Source organism: Paenibacillus sp. 37 (assembly GCF_008386395.1).
Lineage (GTDB): Bacteria > Bacillota > Bacilli > Paenibacillales > Paenibacillaceae > Paenibacillus > Paenibacillus amylolyticus_B.
The window spans coordinates 1,733,832-1,751,440 of the sequence record NZ_CP043761.1; the positions used below are offsets into that span (position 1 = coordinate 1,733,832).

The following is a 17,609-nucleotide window of genomic DNA, read 5'->3' on the forward strand; positions in this document are numbered from 1 at the left end:
CCAAAGCAGTTGTTCAAAGTGTCGAGAAGTCCTGAGGGGCTTATCGGCACTTTTTTTGATATCAGACATATAAACTTCGAAGCAGAGACCTTCCTGACCGGAGATTAACCAACCTTGAAACGTCGAATTCTATATCTAAATTATAGCCATACATCATGAATAGTGATGTCGTAATATTGCAATTGACATGTTTTATGATGTCATATTAATATACTTAGTATAACTAGTGGGTTCCTATAAAAAATTCACGGTGTTCATCATTTTCTGATTTTAATAGTTCATATCACCAGAGTTGTTAGCGCTTACATAAGTTATGGATGATCAGAAAATGAAGTGGATCCTATAGGAATTCAAGTTAAACGAATTCATTTAACTTAAGGGGGACTTTGAATGAGGAGATCCAAAAGATTCGCATTTCCAATTCTTGTTTGCTTTCTGGTTATGGTACTACTTGTAACGGCTTGTTCAACGAATGGAGGCTCTAGCGATCAGGCCGGAGAGGGGATTACAACGGTTACGATGTGGCATGGTCTTACCTCAATTGATTTAGATAATATGAATAAAGTCGTGAAGGCATTTGAAGAGAAAAACCCTACGATCAAAATGAATTTGGTTTATACAGAATCCAACGAGGGATCCGATCAGAAGCTGCTGACTGCAGTCGCAGGCGGCAATCCTCCTGACGTTGCACTATTCGACCGTTTTAAGGTCGGTACATGGGCTGCGCAAGGTTCTCTGACTGACTTATCCTCGATGGCAGCAGAATCCGGAATACGTAAGGAAATGTATTATCCATTTGCATGGGAGGAGTCCAGTTATCAAGGAAAGCTTTATGCAATGCCAATGGATACAGACTCTCGTCTGCTATTTTACAATAAGGATCATTTCAAAGAAGTGGGGTTGGATCCCAACAAACCACCACAAACGATCGCCGAGCTTGAAGCGGCCGCCGATAAGTTAACCATCAAGGAAGGTAAACGTTTCAAACGGATTGGGTTCATCCCATGGTATTCGCAAGGCTGGCTGTATACTTGGGGATGGGCATTTGGAGGAGAATTCCAGGATACTGCCACCGGCAAAATTACGGCAAATGATCCTAAAGTCGTGGAAGCGCTACAATGGATGACCGACTTCGGCAAAAAATACAATGTCGAGGATATTGCGGGATTCACAAGCGCAGCAGGAACGGAGGAAATGGATCCGTTCATTTCTGGTCAAGTCAGCATGAAGATAAGTGGAAACTTTACGGTGAAGGGTATCGAAAAATTTAAGCCGGATTTAAATTACGGTGTTGCACCCATACCGACCCCAACAGGTACTAATTTTACGACATGGTCGGGAGGCGGGTCCGCTATTATCCCTAAAGGCGCCAAGAACGTCGCTGCTGCTTGGAAATTCCTCGAATTCTTAGGGAAAGAAGAAGGGCAAACGTTATTAAACGCTGACTCTCAAATTTCCGTTATTGATTCGGTTAACGACAAATACGGTTACAAAGACGATCCGATTATGAAGGAATTTATTAATATTTTGCCCAATTCACACAACCGCCCAGTTATTCCTGAAGGACAACTGCTGTGGAATGAGTTAGCTTCCGCTACGGAAAAGGCAACCCGCGGTAACGGTACTCCGAAAGAGAACCTGGATAGAGTAACAGAGACTGTTAATAAGGCTTTAGAAAAATACGACAAATAGAGTGCTCGGTAGGCAGGGAGCGAACTCTCTCTCCTTGCCTATTCATGAATGACACTTGGAAGGAGAATGTACATGGTGAAACTGGCCGATCCAGTTCAAGTAAAAGCAATTCCATCGGCAAGTAAACGAGCACTCCACAGAACTAACGCGATTGGGTGGCTGTTTGCTTCACCTTGGGCTATAGGGCTGCTATGCTTTTATGCAATTCCGATGCTAATGTCCATCTACTTCAGCTTCACTACTTACAGCATTCTGCAGCCTGGTGAATTTATCGGAATGAATAATTATAAAGAGCTTTTTCATGATCCTCTATTTTGGAAATCCATATACAACACGATTTATTTTACGGTATTTTTTGTTCCATTAAGTATATTTTTCGGTGTGGCACTCGCTATGATGTTGAATATGAAGGTCAAGGGGATGGCTGTATTCAGAACAATCTTTTTCTTACCTACTCTCGTGCCACAAGTGGCTCTGGCTGTTCTGTGGATGTGGCTGTTACATCCAAACTTCGGATTGGTGAACGGGATGTTAGCGAATATCGGTATCGATGGGCCCGCTTGGCTTGGTGGTGAGTCGTGGTCCAAGCCCTCTCTCATTCTGATGTCGCTTTGGGGTATTGGGCAAGCTGTCGTTATCTACCTTGCTGGATTAGGAGACATCCCTGAGGAGTACTATGAAGCGGCGCAAATCGATGGAGCTAACTGGTTTCAGAAAACGAGAAAGGTAACCTTACCTTTGCTCACTCCCGTTATTTTCTACAACCTTGTCATGGGAATGATTGGTGCATTCCAACAGTTTACTCTTCCCTATACATTGACCAAAGGGCAAGGAACTCCTGCAAATTCCATGACTTTTTACGTCATGTATTTATATGAGAACGGCTTCAGGTATTTCAAAATGGGTTATGCCTCCGCAATGGCCTGGATCTTATTTATTATCGTTATGGCATTAACCGGAATTATTTTTATTACGTCTAAACGCTGGGTTCATTATCAGGGGAAATAAGGAGGAGGAAGTAAGGGATGAATCCTACCGCTATCAAAAGAATCAATCGTGCCTTAGCCTATGTATGTCTAATTGTTGCTTCTGCATTTTTCATGATTCCGTTCATTTGGCTGCTTTCGACTTCTCTTAAACCACTCACACAAATCTTTACATTCCCACCAGAGTGGATTCCGCGTCCAATTCTGTGGAGTAATTATTCCCGTGCTGTTGAGTATATCCCTTTCTGGACATATCTGAAAAACACGGCGATTATAACTATTGTTAGTACGCTTGGTGTGATCATATCCTGTCCCTTGGTTGCATATAGTTTTGCCAAGTTAGAGTACCGTGGGAGAGGTATACTTTTCTTTGTTACCCTTGCTGTTATGATGATCCCCGGACAGGTGACCATGATTCCTCTATTCCTGTTGTTTACTAAATTAGGTTGGGTAGGAACACCTCTTCCACTGATTGTACCCCAATTTTTTGGAGTGCCCATTTACATTTTTCTGTTGCGTCAGTTTTTCATGGGACTGCCTGATGCCCTGCGCGAAGCGGCCCGCTTAGACGGCGCTAGTGAGTTCCGCATATATTTACAGATCATGTTTCCACTAGCCAAATCCGCCGTATTAGCCGTGGCATTGTTTCAATTTATGGGGAGCTGGACTGATTTCATGGGCCCCTTGCTTTATTTAACCAATGAACCATCTTACACGGTTTCGCTCGGATTGCAGCAATTTCAGAGTCAAAAGGGATCCGAATGGGGTCTATTAATGGCGGTATCCACCTTGATGACATTACCTATTATTGTTCTATTCTTTTTTCTTCAAAAGACGTTTATTAGCGGCATTACATTTAGCGGTATAAAAGGTTGAACATCATTTGTATGAATTAAGCTCCAGCGATGCGGAACCCCAGGGATGTTAAGACGGACCATTCCGCGACATGGATCGGCTGTTATGGACCCACAGGCATCAATGGCATTATCGATCAGATCGCTCAGGCTCTGTTGGCTTGAGAGGCAGCTTTTAGATGAGGAGAAACATCCAGCTCGTGGTCTGTTCCCTAAGTCGTAAATGATTAGCATAGCCCCATTGTTAAAATTGTAAAATCGAAAGAAAACGTTATGCTGCACCTATGGGATGCAGCAGCGTAACACAAGCTGCATGGCCGATTGGCATTATGCAGCAGGAGGAAGCGCCACGACGATGAGGTCGCGGCGCTTTTTTGCGTGCATCACGGCGCAGCTATCGTGATGCACCAAGTGTTGCCATCATGCAAGTGTGCTCGTGATGGCAGCATGAGCACCGCGCTAATGCACGCGGTGCAACCTCATGAGGTGCTGCCCATTGGGCGCAGCACCTCATCCAGACGCGGCTTGCCATTGCATAAGCAGCGCTCCGTTTCACCTTTTACAACACTAAAAGCATCATTTAAATCGGAGAAAACAACATGATATAATCAAAGCAAAACGGATCAAGGCAGGAGAGTTAGAGAGCATGGATGATTTTACGAAGAAACGAATTCAAAAGATTATGGACCATTACACCGAGAAGGCTGTACCCGAGCATGTGTAAAGTCAGATAAAGATTAGTTATAAAATCAGAGGACAACATGTGACGTTGATTGAAGAAAGACAAACCTTTCAAAGTGATCAATGGGTATAGATGCCGGTAGCACAGTTCAGATTGGATGAGAAGACATGGAAAGTGTATTGGCAGGACAGTAAAGGTAAATGGCATTTCATCGATGATATCGAACCGAACGAAGATTTTGAAACACAACTCAGGATCGTTGATGAAGGTCATAACGGAAAGTTCTGGGGTTAATTTTTCATATGTCAAATCGGCAACTATTGAAGAGACGGAGGCCACAGAATGGATCTGAAGACGTACCTGGCAGAGCATTTTCCAAACCTGACCTTAGAACCGCCTCATTTTTATAATTGGGATGTTGCAATACGATTCGAGCTTGGCAATCCTCTGATGTTTGGAATGAATACGGAGCATTACATGGAACAAGTTTATCATCGATCAATTGAATTATTTAAGGCTCTTCATGATCAAGAAGATGAAGTCCTATTAATAACTCAAGCTTATTTTGCAGATAAGCCTAAACACAAAGTGAAGAAATTGAACCTGTACAGGAAATATATCAAGAAGAAAGGGCCGATTAGAGCCTTAAGACTTGAGATATTTCCAGGTTTGAATTGTGAATCGGATAACATCCTAGACCCAAGGAACAACATGTATAGGTACTGGACTAAATGTAGAGTTGAGGACTTGAAATATAATCAGTTAATCAAAGCTATATGTAATCATGATGTTGGAATTAAGCCAAAGATTTATCATAGGGTGTATTTCATTAATATAAGTAAGAAAACGATATTTCATATCTATGATGATAGAGGTTGCGATGTTATTTCAGCATCAAGGGAAGCGCTAGTGGATATCTATTCAGAATATAACGATTGGATTCTAGATTATGATCGAGACAGAATTAACAATGTATTTCTAGGATAATGCGGGAAAACCTGAAATTCAATCGATTATAATCCCGAATGGAATGGATGATCGATGATCCAAGACAATATTCTGATGTTGATCGAGCAGGGATAACGTATTATTTGAAACACTGGTTTGAAAAGAACTTAAAGAGTGTCCAGATGTAAGGAGTAAGGATTATGTATAAAAAAGAGAAGGAGTCTATCATCGTTTTGATTGTACTTGCTGTAGTTGTATTCGGAGTTATATGGTACCTAAAAGTAGGCTATCTATTAAAGAAACCGGAGATGCCCGAAGCAAATATTGCAATTCAGACCGAAATGGTCAATAGTGGTGCGATCAGTTTACGAAATGCTGATTACACGGAAAATCAAATCAAGATTGGATATGAAGTGAAAGGATTCAGTTTGGAGGAATATAATATTGCTTATGAGCTTTATCATGACGGACATTTGATTTCAACTTCTGGCTCAACAGGTGGAGGTTTAATAGAACTGAATGAAAAGCATCATTACTTCATTGGTCATGAGAATATAACTGAAATGAATCTTCCTGAATCTATACATCTAAATGTGGAGATTAAATTAAAGTGATACCCAATGATTTTAGACAAAAATCGATAACTTCATCATTTGCCGTAAGTCTTGATAAAGAAGTGCAATAGATTGAAGGGAGCAGCTATGTCCGCAAAGGGATGATCGTTGCATCATGAAAACCTTAATCCGGATTATACTTCTCCATGACAGAGTTACGAAATGTTTCGTATTCTGATAACGCTTGTGCAGTGGAGGATTGAGGTACACTATATTGAGTTATCCCTTCAAGGCTGAATTTGCCCAAGTTATCATTGATTAATCCATAATCACCAAAGGTGTTTTTCATCAAGAAAAGCACACTTTTATCACCCTTCTGTAGTTCTACATAGTCATTAACTGTATATTTGACGTCTCCTTCGAGGCTAACGGGTTCAATGATTGTCAATTCGTTCTGATCCGAAGGGAAATCGTCGGGTTTCTTTAATATCTTTTCAATCTTGATGTTTGTATTGGTGTGAAAGGACTGCATGGTTCCATCATCAAATGCAGTAATAACATGCTCTCGATCTCTGAAATCTTCTGTTGCATAACCAATAACGATCAGTTCAACGAACGCATCCAGCTTATCTATTTCATGAAATATTAAAGAGTTGGCTGAAAGGTTGACGACTTTATGAATGGGCACGTCCGGTTTCGATTGACCATTTACGTAAGCGATTGCAACAGCAAAAATAGCCAATACGAATAAAGAGACTAGAACAACCTTCTTTTTGAAAAAAGACATGATCTCATCCTCTCTGTTAGATTTAGTATATTGAAAGTATTTTGCTTCATTTCTACTATACACATATTTGAAAATTATTGTAAATTGGTTGTGCCAAACTAAAAGTGGTAAAGCGGTGAAACAAACGAGGAGATGGTACGAATGGATCAACAAGAATATGGCCGCTATTTATTATCGATGGGCGGAGAAGATATTGAGCGAGAAGATGATGAACAGGTTGAGGCAGACCATCTCTACGGATTTTTTCAATGGTTTATGCCATCGGGAGCAGGGATTGAACGTGTGTTTGAGCCGATTCCAGAGAGCCAGTGTTTTCTGGACAGAATACGTCTGATCTATGAGATGTTGAATCCAGAGGAATTCGCTGGCGAATATGTGCCGGGTTATTTCAATGGTGGACATGAGGATGCTTCCGAGGAAACGCTCCGTGGTCTAGGGGAAGAACTAATTCAAAGATTGAAGAGTCTGTTCTCCATGGTGCCGGAGGATGATGAACTAGCAGACGTAGCTAAGAAAGCATACGGGGCTTTGGCGTGTGTAAAGGAAGTGGTTGCACTACCACCAGGGGAAATTACCAAGTTAGAACAAGGACTGATTCAAGGCACGGATGAAGAGGATAGCGAGGTCGTTTACGAAGCACTTGGTGACCTACTTCGCTCACGCAAAGATTACAATGAAGCTATCGAAATATTGAGCGAAGCCTACTATTCCATCGCTTGCGATTATTGGGTAGCCTATTACTTGCAATGGCCCCGTTATCAAGGTTTGCAAGAGGCGGAAAACTGCTTATATCCATACTTTGAGCTATACTGCTATGGCTATAATCTTCATTGGACACAAACGAAGCTATACATTGGTAAACGTTAAAACGTTACGATTGTTTGTATAATTGATATGGTATGAATTGTGGAGGGGACAAAATATGTTTGCTGATCTATATAACAGACGCGGTATTACTTTACCTGCTACAATCGTTGAGGAGTTAGAAGTTCATCTTCAGAAACAGAAGGATTACAAGTTTTTTCTCCGATTAATGCAGCGCGACGAGATCGTTGAATCATTGGATGATATGGCTGGAATAGAGGTGTACCACAATATGATTCCTTTATGGACAGATGATCATTCGAACTACATAGGCTTACATGTGGAAGGTGCATGCCAGTACAGGATAAGTTATATCAGCCATGAGGAGACGGATATAGCTCCAGCATATAGAAGTGCAGGCTCATTCATACGTGAACTGGAACGAAATCCTCATCAGGATTGGGATGAATTGAAGAAAGACTATCCCAGCGATATTGAACTTAGTAGAGATCAAATGAATGAAGACTTAAGTTGTATTCATGAATTGAACGATGTAATTGAGTCTGATCCACGATTAAATGAGGATGTTCGTTGTCAGTACATTTATTGCATTATGGCATTAACCCCGCAAAGCCATCTGGATTCTCTGATGAAATATATAGATGATGAAGATATGTATGTTCAAGAGAGAGCATGCCAGATTATGGGGTTCCATCGTTACACGCCGGCTAGAGAAAAATTAGTAGAAGTCTCCAAAAAAGGAATGCATAATGGGGAAACTAGCGGCCAAACGAGCATTAGCCAAAATGAGAGAACAACGAAAAGAAAATAAGATAAAATAAATCTAATGATAAGGGTGATCGATATGGAACGAGGACTCATTATATTTTTGAACGGAACGTCAAGTTCGGGGAAGACAAGCATTGCGATGGAAATGAAAAATCAGGGAGACATTCCGTTTCATCATCTATCTGTAGATCAATTTCTGCATAATTATGATCAATTTATCGACAATACATATCCAGATATGAAACCAACAAGAGAAGTGGAACACCATGTGATGACCGATATCCTGTTCGACCCCATCAATTCGTTGTACTGTGCAACCATTAAACTGTTTTCGGAGATGGGTCTGAATGTCATCGTGGATACGGTCATCAGCAATGACAAGTGGTTTAACGATTTTTATGAGTTACTATTGGATTATCCGATATTGTTTGTAGGTGTACACTGCTCGAAAGAAGAACTCACCAGAAGAGAGCAGAGCAGGGGAGATCGCGAGATTGGACTTGCCCATTCCCAGTTTGACTACATCTACTCTTATGATGAATATGATCTGGAAGTGAATACGGAAGAGCTTAGCTCAGCTGCATGTGCGGAAAAGATATTAAGTTATATCAAGTCCGATCAAGAATACTCGGCATTGAAGAAGTTAAGCAGAAGAGAGGTAAAAACATCGTAAAAGTAATGAATTCAAGGCCAAGGCTGGTAGGCTGGCGTTTTGATGATGAGGTTAGGTCGGATCATCCGGAAGACTGGAATTGGATAGAGATCACAATGGTTTTCACAGATGGTTCTAGACGATGGAGCATCTTATATACACCAGAACGTTTGCTAAATAATTTGTCTCGACTGGACATTGACCCACCAGGTCTTCATATGCAGCAACTGATTGTTGTTAGAAGCTATGAAGTGGATGACATTGAGAGAGTGTTGAACGTTTTTGATGAAGAAGATAAATTGATCGAGGCATCAAAGGAATATCCAGAGTAGCTTTGAAATGATGAGTTCTATATAAGATGTGTTAATGCATGTTGGAAGGTTGTCTGATTCTCTATGGAATAGAGAAGGCCCTTCCTCTTTTTGATTTTATAATTTTTGTGGACAAGGAGGGCAACGCAATGAATCCAGAAGACCATATCCAACATATGTTGCAGGTGATCATCGAAAAAACACAATCCATCATTAAGGATAGCAATAAACAATCCCTCGGCTCACTGGAATATTTCCTGGGACATATTTTGGAGTATCGGGATGGACAGCAATACTTGTCTAATGATTGGCATATCCGCACACCGCGCTGGCTGGGGGAGTATGGAAATACACCGGAGGAAGAAGAGCTTCTTTGGGATATCTACCGATTGCAAGCGTACATTGCAGAAAAGTTAAAGGGCGGATAAGTGATTCGTGATGTCGCATTAGTCCGGCTGAAATGTCGCAAAAGTACATGGTAACCCGATACGGAGATCGTATATACTCTCTTTATGTTTCGATAATGAAAATCATTATCACTAGTATACATAAGGGGGATTTACAAATGAAACAAGGAACAAAGGGGCAAGCAGCCGGAACCAAAGGCTATGCTGCTCACAAATCACGATTACTCATGGGCTTGATGTTGGCCCTTATTCTTGTATTGACAGCTTGCGGTGCTGCAACAGGTACAGATAGCGGTAAGCAATCTGCGGCAACACCAGCAGAGACACCTGCGAATGCGGAAACACAGACGGATGGAGCTTTTCCCGTAACGATCAAGGGTATGAAGGGTGACATCACTCTAAACGAAAAACCACAGAGAATTGCAATTCTCGATGTTAAATTTTTGGATCAAATGTTAGCGATCGGTGAGAAGCCAGCAGGTAGTGTTATTGCAGGAGGGAATACCGATTTTCCAGAATATTTAGGAGACCAACCGAATGGCGTAGAAGTTCTGGGTACACGAGACGAGCCGAACCTGGAAGCGATTGTTGCACTCGACCCGGATCTGATCATCATGACCGACTTCCAGGAGAAACAGTATGAAAGTGTAAGCAAAATTGCACCTACCCTCGTACTCGATTTCTACGAAGACTGGCGTGATACGTTAGCTACGGTTGCCCAAGTTACAGACAAGCAGGACGAGGCAGAGAAAGTGCGCACAGCGTATGAAGACAAAATTGCCGGGCTGAAGACAAAATTGTCAGAGAAGCTGGGTGATGAAACAGTGGCGATCATTCGTCCACGAAAAGAAGGAATTCGTGTTCACGGTATTGAGCACCGCATTGGCGGTATTATGTACAATGACTTGGGGCTGAAAATGCCTGCTCTGGTACAGGAGATTAATGAAGATGGTTCAGTAGAAATCTCGATGGAAAAAGTGCCTGAGATCGGGGCAGATCGTTATTTTGTGCTGTCGGATGAACTGTTTGCGGCAGAGGCAGAAGCTATGTTGACTAATCCCGTGTGGAAGTCCCTCGATGCTGTGAAAAATAACCGCACGTATGATGTAAACTCAACACTTTGGATCGCTTATTATGGACCGCTTGCGATTAATCTGATTGTAGATCAGGCATCGGAAGCCCTGCTCGGATCGAACTAATATGAACCCATATCTCTCGACAGACTTATGGAAAGAGACGGTAGAGGATCATTCGATTTTGCTTGGTGAGCCGCCTGAACATAGTGTCCGTACCATTGCTTTGAGTGAGCTGCATGACGAAGAGGCGTGTCGAGAGTATATCCGCTGGTTTCAGAACTATATCGATGCGCCTGACATGAAAGTCGCAGCCTCCATGTTAGCCAAGAGGCTTGGCTATCTATGGACGACTCCGCTCGTGACTGCGATGACGTTTCATCATCAGCATGTAACCTTTCAGCTGGAGAACAGCTTTCTCTATCATCCGGTGCTCTCAGATCAGGAGGGCGGTACACGGTTTCCTTTTCTAGCGGTGAATGGAATTCAGGCTAAAGAACTGACTGGAGACAGGAGCGTATGGCGGGAAAAGGCAGTCCAGGAGATGTTTGCGCTACAGCTGACACCTCTGTTAAAGACACTTGCTGCGATTGCACCTCTTTCGATGAGCATTCTCTGGGAGAACATTATGGTGCGAATTGGCCGACTATTCGCTCCTGATGAAGGGGAGACGGAGCAGGAACGTAAGATCATTCGAGAGGACTTCTCTTATCTGACGCAGGTAGCATCCGGACAAGTGTTTGGTGAGAGGAAGAATCCGTTAACCCGCTTCACCGATTGTAAGGACAATGTGCATATTGCCAAAAGTGAGCGGATCACCTGTTGTTTCTATTACCAGATGTCAGGGGAGTATTGCCTCAAATGTCCGAAAATTGACAATGAGAAAGAATCTCAATTAAAATGACAACAGCAACAATTTACCTATGCGATTGTCAGGAGATGAGAGAAATGCCGCTGCAAGAACAGACAAGTCTATGGAGTGATACGACGATCAAGATGATCGACGGATATAGCGGTACTTTGCAGACTGGCAGTGTTCTTCACGAAACCGAATTAACCTCGAATGTGTTGCTGCTGGCAGTAGGCGGGGAAGGGGAGCTTGCAATGAATGGTGAAGTTTGCCACATTGGAGCTTCTTTTGCTTGTCATGTGGCGAGGGGAACATCCTTTACGCTGACGGCCAGATCAGACGAACTTTATTATATCGTGATTATGTATAAGGCTTCTTCCATGGAAGGAGCCTCCCATGCGTTACCCTCGTATCGCAAACACCCGCTGCAAACCTCGTTTATTCAGAACCCTATGACGCAAGCGGAATGGATTCAGAATGCGGAAAAAATCGTTGCAAAATGGCGTCGCGGCGAAGGGCTGGAGCGTTTTCATGCCAATGCATTGCTCCAGGGGGTGATCTACGAACTGATCATGGAGTATGAACGTGGTCAAGGCGGAGCGGAGTCCGACATGGTGGATGTTGTCGTGTCCTATATATCATCGCATTATCGCCAGAATATGGAGCTGAAAGAGCTGGCCGCCCTCGCTGGATGCAGCGTAAGACAATTGCAGCGACGATTCAAACAAGAGAAGCAGCTCGGGCCGATGGAATACGTCATCCAGTTGCGGATGGAGAATGCCTCGCGGATGTTACTTCATACGGATGCTTCCATTGGGGAAATTGCTGACAAAATGGGTTACCGCGACATGTATTATTTCAGCAGGGCGTTTAAGAAATATTATGGCGTTCCTCCGCTGCGTTATCGACTTGCAGCCGCTTCGGAAATAGATGAAAACTATGCCCAATCCTTACTGCGGAATCGCACGGCTTCCTCGTACGAGTCGGCCCAAGGTCCGGTGATCTGCCATATGCGAGGTGAATATCAAGTTACTGAATCACCACAGCGTATCGCTGTACTGGATGTTCAGTATGCCGATCATTTGCTCGCGCTTGGGTTGTCTCCAGTAGGAAGTGTAGGATCGGGAAGTGCCGTGGTCAATTTCCCTCAATATATCCGAGCAGGACTTCAGGGTACCGAATTACTTGGAACGTATGAGTACCCTGATCTGCTTGCAGTAGAACGATTGTCACCGGATCTGATTATCTGTACCGAGGTGCATGATCAGCATTATGAACGGTTAAGCCGGATCGCTCCAGTGATTATGTTTAAACGTAATGAAAGCTGGCAGACCATACTGGGTCTGTTCGGTGAACTGACAAACAAGCGGGCAGAAGCCAAGCGTATACTTGCGGATTATCATCGACGTACTGCTTTGCTGTCCGAGGAACTGGCTCCGGTATTAGCAGGTAAAAGTGTGGCCCTGATCCGTCCGCTCGACTCTCTCGTTCGGATTCACTCTGCCGCACATCGTACAGGTGCTGTGCTGTACCGTGATCTGGGTCTGCCTGTTCCGCTATTTGTATCCGACACCGCTGATACAGCCTATCATATCTCGGTTGATAGACTACCGGCTGTACAAGCCAGTCATTACTTTTTGCTCAGTAATGAGCTTATGCAGGATGGGATATCCGCGACAGAACAGCGTGTGTGGGGGATGCTGGATACGGGTGAGCGACAGCAAATACATTCCGTAGATGCCGCCACATGGATCGGTTGTTATGGGCCGACAGGGATCAATGGCATTGTGGATCAGATTGAACAGGCTTTGTTGGGATAGGGGGAGCTCTGCTGTGACTCCCTCTATTTCTGTATATTCAGAATTCATCGAATTAGTAGATAACTTCTTTAAACAGAGGTGTATCTTAACTTAAAAAACAATAATTCTATTATGTAGATCGCATTTGTTTCTTCATTTTATTGTTGCGTAGAACGTTGACAGAAGTAATTGACGAAAGATACAATCCATATATTCCCTATAGTTTCAAATTATCTATATATTGATTGATCGTTTTAAAAATAACTTCAACTCTCTATTTGGAATTTGGTTTCTTGGATATACCTTCAGGAAGCGATAGTGTCTCAATACTTAAAGGATCGTAGTTAACGAAAACAAATACCTTCTTTTTCTTATCGCCTTCAATGTAGCCATGGAGGCCTAACGAATTAGATAGATCGGGAGGAGAGAATTTATACTCCGTAAAACGAACGGTTACACCGTATTTTTCGAGAACATAATTTGCAGCGAACTTCTCGGCGGAGGATACAATCTCCTTTTCCTCTTCGGAGGCACATGCTCCAAGCAAGAGAGATGAGATGATTAATAGTACGAATAGGAAGAAAGGTTTTCTCAAGAGGGACACCTCTACTTTCATAGACTGGTATTAATATACTATAAAGATTAAATTATCACTAGTTTACATAATCATATCGAAATGTTCAATTCAGGAGGTATTATGCAAAACGATTACATAAGCGACGAGTTGTATCAGAAAATATCTAACCTTGCCTACCAGGACAACGTTTCTGCCGGAGCACCCCTTAAAGATGAGGGAGATTATGCACAATGGAAGGTCATTGAACCTGAAGGTGCTGAGCTTCACAATAAAGTGTCGGGTTTCGATTCCGTCATCCTCCACAACAATCAGACGAATCAGATTGTCATAGGATACCGCGGAACAGAGCCAGGTGGTAGCTGGATTGGGAGAGCAGCCGATTACGAAACAGACGTGTTTGATGTTTTAGGTGGACGCACCAGAGAACTGGAGGATGCCGTAACTGACCCTAATCATCATAACATTTTCAAGAAAAGTTTTATTCAATCCATTAAGGACGATATCGATTGGGAGAACAACCAATTTCATCAGGCGGAAGTACTTTATGAACAAGTCAAAGCAAAATATCCTGACGCAAGTATCTCTCTTACGGGACATTCGCTTGGAGGTGGTTTAGCGCAATATGTGGCAGCGCGACAGGATTTGTCGGCCATGACATACAGTGCTCCGAGTGTAACCAATCTGCTGGACGATGCAAGCTTGGCGAAAGTGAACGAAGGTTACTATGATAAAAAAGTGGTGAACATCGTTCAGCCTAACGATTCAGTAGGTGCAGGAGGACTTTCTGAATATGACAGACATGTTGGCAGCACGTACTACAAAGGCCAGGATTTTGACTCGGCCAATGCGATGTACCAAAACTGGAGGCTGCAATTCCAGCTCATGGTACCGATTCGTCCGATGGGGCCTAGCGGCCCGTTAGTCACATACAATTTCCCAATTGATATCGATCTAGACAAGTTTCAGGTCGGTAATATTGTTCGATTGATGGACTCGTTTTCCAAAAAAGAAGGCAAGGGCTATCACTCAATGAACCAGTATCAATTTGATGAACAGGGTAACTTGGTGGGTCCACTTATCGATCGCGCCACGGGGAAACAAATTGACATCTCACCACGCTGGAATGCTTATCAGGAATCACGGATGGCTTTGTCAAACCTCGTTGGTGGGTTGGTGGCCCCCTTGATTGCGGCTGCATCCAATGGAAAGTCAGGTCAATGTGGTGGCACAATCCGACTAACGCCGGAGGAATTGGCACAGGCAGCCAAGGAGATGCGCTTTAGTTTGAGCGGGTTTTCCAATGATGCACAAGCTTCCATCCGAATGTTCGAGGCTTATACTTCTACAAGTGAAAGCCATTCCTTCACGTCAATCGCTTACGAAGCTACGGCGACACTGGAACGAATTAACCGTTGGTATCAGGAATCGATCAGCGAGATTGCAGAGTATATTGAACGCAAGCACGAAGATTTCGTTCAAGCCGACCAGTTCTTAACAGGAGGTAATTGACATGGGAAGAATATCGGTATCTTTATCCGATCTGAGAAGAGCCGTTCAGCAATGTGAGCAGTTGCAGGAGCGCTTAGTGCAGCAGGAGCAGAAGATGCGTTCAATACATAGTAGACTGGAGCAAGATTGGGCAGGAAATGCTGCCACAACGCTAGGATTCAAAATGCAATCTTTCCTGAACGGGACATCCAGCCGAATGGATGAATTGGAGGCGCATAAAGAAGCATTGCGACGATACATCCACAGGATGGAGGAAGCTGACCGTGAGGACTTCAGAGACCGGAGGGAGCACAGCATGCTGAGCTGAGATATCCAAACAGTGGTATGCAGATTCTGTTGCAACAAAGATCGGCACAGGGTTGTAACGAAGAAAGCCTGAATGTCTATCCACGAAGTTATGACATTCAGGGATGTGGTGGAGCGATCACAATGCACTGTGAACGGCTAAGCCGGATTGCTCTCGTTCTTATGTTTAAGCGCATTGAGAGCTGGCAGACCATTCTTAGCCTGAGGGATATCGGCGACATAGCAACGTGTGTGGAGGATGCTGGATACAGATGAGCGACAGCAAATGCACTCGGCAGATGCTGGGACCTGGATCGGATGTTATGGGCTGACAGTAGGCTTTGTTGGCTTGAGCAGCAGTGCCGGCACAAGCCCACTTGAAGCGAAAGATGGTACGTTCACCTTTTAAAAAGTTGATATATCCCAAAAGCATCGGAAGGTCGTCGGATTCCCCGTGGGATGAAGAACGACTTTTTTTGTTTTATTACTATAATGAAAGGTTGCACTGCATAATCGCATTCTACGCAACCCTGCATATATTCAGCGTATTCACAGCCCATTAGATTGTATGGATGAGGGTTTGAGAAAACTAATAAATCTCCCTTGTTATCCAATTTGGTTTCGCAATTGTAACAATATGGGTTAATATATACGTAGTTCAGGCACTAGTAGGAGGTAATTCAGTGAGAAAAAATATAGCGATAATCATACTAATGGTTGGATTGATAATAAGCATGTACTTCAACTATCAATTCAAAGCGTACAAAGACAATCAAGAAGTGGATTACACGGTTAAACTGAATCATGGAACCGAAATTGGTATAAAAGAATCCATCTACAATTTAGATAATGTGACCAAAAGCTTAGAGGACAATTCTTCGAAGGAAACAGTCATACATGGATTAGGAAATGTGGCCGTATCTTTGAAAGTGGGTGAAGAATCATTCATCTTTTTGGATTCCGACTTCAGGGAAGATCAGTTATCGTCAACCAATTTAATCTATAATGTGTTTAGAGATATGTATACGCATATAAGAGTAGAAATCATAGACCAAATTTTATCAAATAAGATATCGCTAGAAAAAGAATCGAGAAATCAACTGATTAAGGATATAGGTGTGCTTAAACAAGATTTGGAGTATATTGATAGTCAATTTAACGGAGATATTCTCAAAGAACAAAGTCCTAAATGGATTGAGAACAAATGGAAAGAGTTAATTGGAGAGATTGTAAATCGAAATACAGATTCTAAGTTATATGAAAGAATTAAAATGAAATACAATCTATAAGTACTGATGAAAAGTATTAAAAAAACTTGGAGTATGCTAACCGTTAAGTGAAAGACTATAAGGAGGGATATAATGAAGCTTTTTCGTGGAAAAGAAGCTTTAATTCAAGATACTGATCTTATAAAACCTTCAATATATACGCCTCTTGGAACAATTAAACTTTCACTTGCTGTCACCAGCGAATTTTATCTTCCTACTCACTGTTCTCAGCTCAAACATGGCGGATCACTATACCAGTATTACTACGACTCGTTTGATTGCGAGTTAGTGCTCTGTAATCTGAACCATAATCTTTCTTCACCTCAGGAAGTAGAGGAATGCTGGGGAGCCGTATTTAGAATCAAACCCAATACACATCATCGAATAAGCACATTTAGCTTTTCTGCTTCGTGGAAAGAGGGATACAGCTGGGAAGATTACGGATCTGACACGGGAGAAAATCTTGAAGCTGTCGAATATGAGAATGAACAGTACCGCTTACACATAGGAACCCAAGATGCACCCCTGATAATGGGGAAAAGAAACCAAAGCGATATGATTCCTAAATCTCTAGATTTAGACTCTGATTCTGAGGAGTATAGTTTTGTCTTACATTCTGATCAAGGCATTGAAGTATCTATGACAGAGATTGATTCCCACCAGATATGCCAAGTACATTTTTTAATAGCGTGGAAGAGAAAAATAGAAGAGGATATTTCTACTTGGTTAGCTGTAGACCAACCCACCAAAGAAATCTTAAAGGAAGAAGATATTTGGTAAAC

The 17,609-nt window shown here is 42.7% G+C and carries 22 protein-coding genes; 20 read left to right on the forward strand and 2 right to left on the reverse strand.

All coding sequences use genetic code 11. The features are described from left to right. Positions 1-390: 390 nt before the first annotated feature. From F0220_RS07715 to F0220_RS07740, 6 genes are all read left to right on the forward strand, one after another. Positions 391-1,692: an ABC transporter substrate-binding protein gene (locus tag F0220_RS07715; protein ID WP_149846441.1), complete on the forward strand. Its 1,302-nt coding sequence runs from the start codon at positions 391-393 to the stop codon at positions 1,690-1,692. A 72-nt stretch (positions 1,693-1,764) separates the two neighbouring features. Next, positions 1,765-2,700: a carbohydrate ABC transporter permease gene (locus F0220_RS07720; protein ID WP_091015158.1), complete on the forward strand. Its 936-nt coding sequence runs from the start codon at positions 1,765-1,767 to the stop codon at positions 2,698-2,700. 17 nt (positions 2,701-2,717) lie between these two features. Continuing rightward, on the forward strand, positions 2,718-3,554 hold the full coding sequence (locus F0220_RS07725; protein ID WP_095289351.1) for a carbohydrate ABC transporter permease: 837 nt from the start codon (positions 2,718-2,720) through the stop codon (positions 3,552-3,554). Between the two features lie 792 nt (positions 3,555-4,346). Then, complete coding sequence (locus tag F0220_RS07730) at positions 4,347-4,508, forward strand: DUF3024 domain-containing protein (RefSeq protein WP_223199884.1); 162 nt, start codon at positions 4,347-4,349, stop codon at positions 4,506-4,508. Positions 4,509-4,556: 48 nt separating this feature from the next. Beyond that, positions 4,557-5,201 (forward strand): DUF3885 domain-containing protein, encoded by a 645-nt coding sequence (locus F0220_RS07735; RefSeq protein ID WP_149846442.1) that lies wholly within the window; start codon positions 4,557-4,559, stop codon positions 5,199-5,201. A 161-nt stretch (positions 5,202-5,362) separates the two neighbouring features. Then, positions 5,363-5,776 carry a hypothetical protein gene (locus tag F0220_RS07740; protein ID WP_149846443.1) on the forward strand — a complete coding sequence of 138 codons (414 nt, stop codon included), beginning with the start codon at positions 5,363-5,365 and terminating at the stop codon, positions 5,774-5,776. A 124-nt stretch (positions 5,777-5,900) separates the two neighbouring features. Here F0220_RS07740 and F0220_RS07745 read toward each other — a convergent pair whose 3' ends face one another. Then, positions 5,901-6,503, reverse strand: coding sequence for a hypothetical protein (locus F0220_RS07745; RefSeq protein WP_149846444.1), 603 nt, complete (start codon positions 6,501-6,503; stop codon positions 5,901-5,903). Between the two features lie 141 nt (positions 6,504-6,644). Between F0220_RS07745 and F0220_RS32815 the strand changes: the two genes are divergently transcribed. The 8 genes from F0220_RS32815 to F0220_RS07785 all read left to right on the forward strand — a co-directional run bounded on the left by F0220_RS32815 (position 6,645) and on the right by F0220_RS07785 (position 13,209). Beyond that, a complete protein-coding gene (locus F0220_RS32815; protein WP_223199885.1) occupies positions 6,645-7,370 on the forward strand; it encodes a hypothetical protein in 726 nt (241 codons plus the stop codon). Between the two features lie 55 nt (positions 7,371-7,425). Further along, the gene (locus tag F0220_RS07755; RefSeq protein ID WP_223199886.1) at positions 7,426-8,139 is read left to right on the forward strand and encodes a HEAT repeat domain-containing protein; all 714 of its coding nucleotides are present in this window, start codon (positions 7,426-7,428) and stop codon (positions 8,137-8,139) included. A gap of 33 nt (positions 8,140-8,172) precedes the next feature. Next, positions 8,173-8,769: a chloramphenicol phosphotransferase CPT family protein gene (locus tag F0220_RS07760; protein WP_149846445.1), complete on the forward strand. Its 597-nt coding sequence runs from the start codon at positions 8,173-8,175 to the stop codon at positions 8,767-8,769. A gap of 5 nt (positions 8,770-8,774) precedes the next feature. Continuing rightward, a complete protein-coding gene (locus F0220_RS07765) occupies positions 8,775-9,080 on the forward strand; it encodes a hypothetical protein (protein WP_149846446.1) in 306 nt (101 codons plus the stop codon). A 128-nt stretch (positions 9,081-9,208) separates the two neighbouring features. Next, complete coding sequence (locus F0220_RS07770; RefSeq protein WP_149846447.1) at positions 9,209-9,487, forward strand: hypothetical protein; 279 nt, start codon at positions 9,209-9,211, stop codon at positions 9,485-9,487. A gap of 137 nt (positions 9,488-9,624) precedes the next feature. Beyond that, on the forward strand, positions 9,625-10,665 hold the full coding sequence (locus tag F0220_RS07775; RefSeq protein ID WP_149846448.1) for an ABC transporter substrate-binding protein: 1,041 nt from the start codon (positions 9,625-9,627) through the stop codon (positions 10,663-10,665). Between the two features lies 1 nt (position 10,666). Then, on the forward strand, positions 10,667-11,443 hold the full coding sequence (locus tag F0220_RS07780; protein WP_149846449.1) for an IucA/IucC family C-terminal-domain containing protein: 777 nt from the start codon (positions 10,667-10,669) through the stop codon (positions 11,441-11,443). Between the two features lie 44 nt (positions 11,444-11,487). Beyond that, positions 11,488-13,209 (forward strand): AraC family transcriptional regulator, encoded by a 1,722-nt coding sequence (locus tag F0220_RS07785; RefSeq protein WP_149846450.1) that lies wholly within the window; start codon positions 11,488-11,490, stop codon positions 13,207-13,209. Between the two features lie 253 nt (positions 13,210-13,462). On the opposite strand, the gene F0220_RS07790 is transcribed toward F0220_RS07785, so the two are convergent. Next, positions 13,463-13,804 (reverse strand): hypothetical protein, encoded by a 342-nt coding sequence (locus tag F0220_RS07790; protein ID WP_146118044.1) that lies wholly within the window; start codon positions 13,802-13,804, stop codon positions 13,463-13,465. Positions 13,805-13,885: 81 nt separating this feature from the next. On the opposite strand from F0220_RS07790, the gene F0220_RS07795 reads away from it, so the two are divergent. From F0220_RS07795 to F0220_RS07815, 6 genes are all read left to right on the forward strand, one after another. Then, positions 13,886-15,274 carry a lipase family protein gene (locus F0220_RS07795; protein WP_188310532.1) on the forward strand — a complete coding sequence of 463 codons (1,389 nt, stop codon included), beginning with the start codon at positions 13,886-13,888 and terminating at the stop codon, positions 15,272-15,274. A gap of 1 nt (position 15,275) precedes the next feature. Beyond that, a complete protein-coding gene (locus F0220_RS07800; protein ID WP_024633865.1) occupies positions 15,276-15,581 on the forward strand; it encodes a WXG100 family type VII secretion target in 306 nt (101 codons plus the stop codon). 17 nt (positions 15,582-15,598) lie between these two features. Then, positions 15,599-15,835, forward strand: a complete 237-nt coding sequence (locus F0220_RS32420; protein WP_188310564.1) for a hypothetical protein — start codon at positions 15,599-15,601, stop codon at positions 15,833-15,835. 10 nt (positions 15,836-15,845) lie between these two features. After that, on the forward strand, positions 15,846-15,968 hold the full coding sequence (locus tag F0220_RS33215; RefSeq protein WP_258171844.1) for a hypothetical protein: 123 nt from the start codon (positions 15,846-15,848) through the stop codon (positions 15,966-15,968). Positions 15,969-16,242: 274 nt separating this feature from the next. Next, positions 16,243-16,848 carry an oxidoreductase gene (locus tag F0220_RS07810; RefSeq protein WP_223199887.1) on the forward strand — a complete coding sequence of 202 codons (606 nt, stop codon included), beginning with the start codon at positions 16,243-16,245 and terminating at the stop codon, positions 16,846-16,848. A gap of 72 nt (positions 16,849-16,920) precedes the next feature. After that, positions 16,921-17,607, forward strand: coding sequence for a hypothetical protein (locus F0220_RS07815; RefSeq protein WP_149846452.1), 687 nt, complete (start codon positions 16,921-16,923; stop codon positions 17,605-17,607). Positions 17,608-17,609 lie beyond the last annotated feature (2 nt).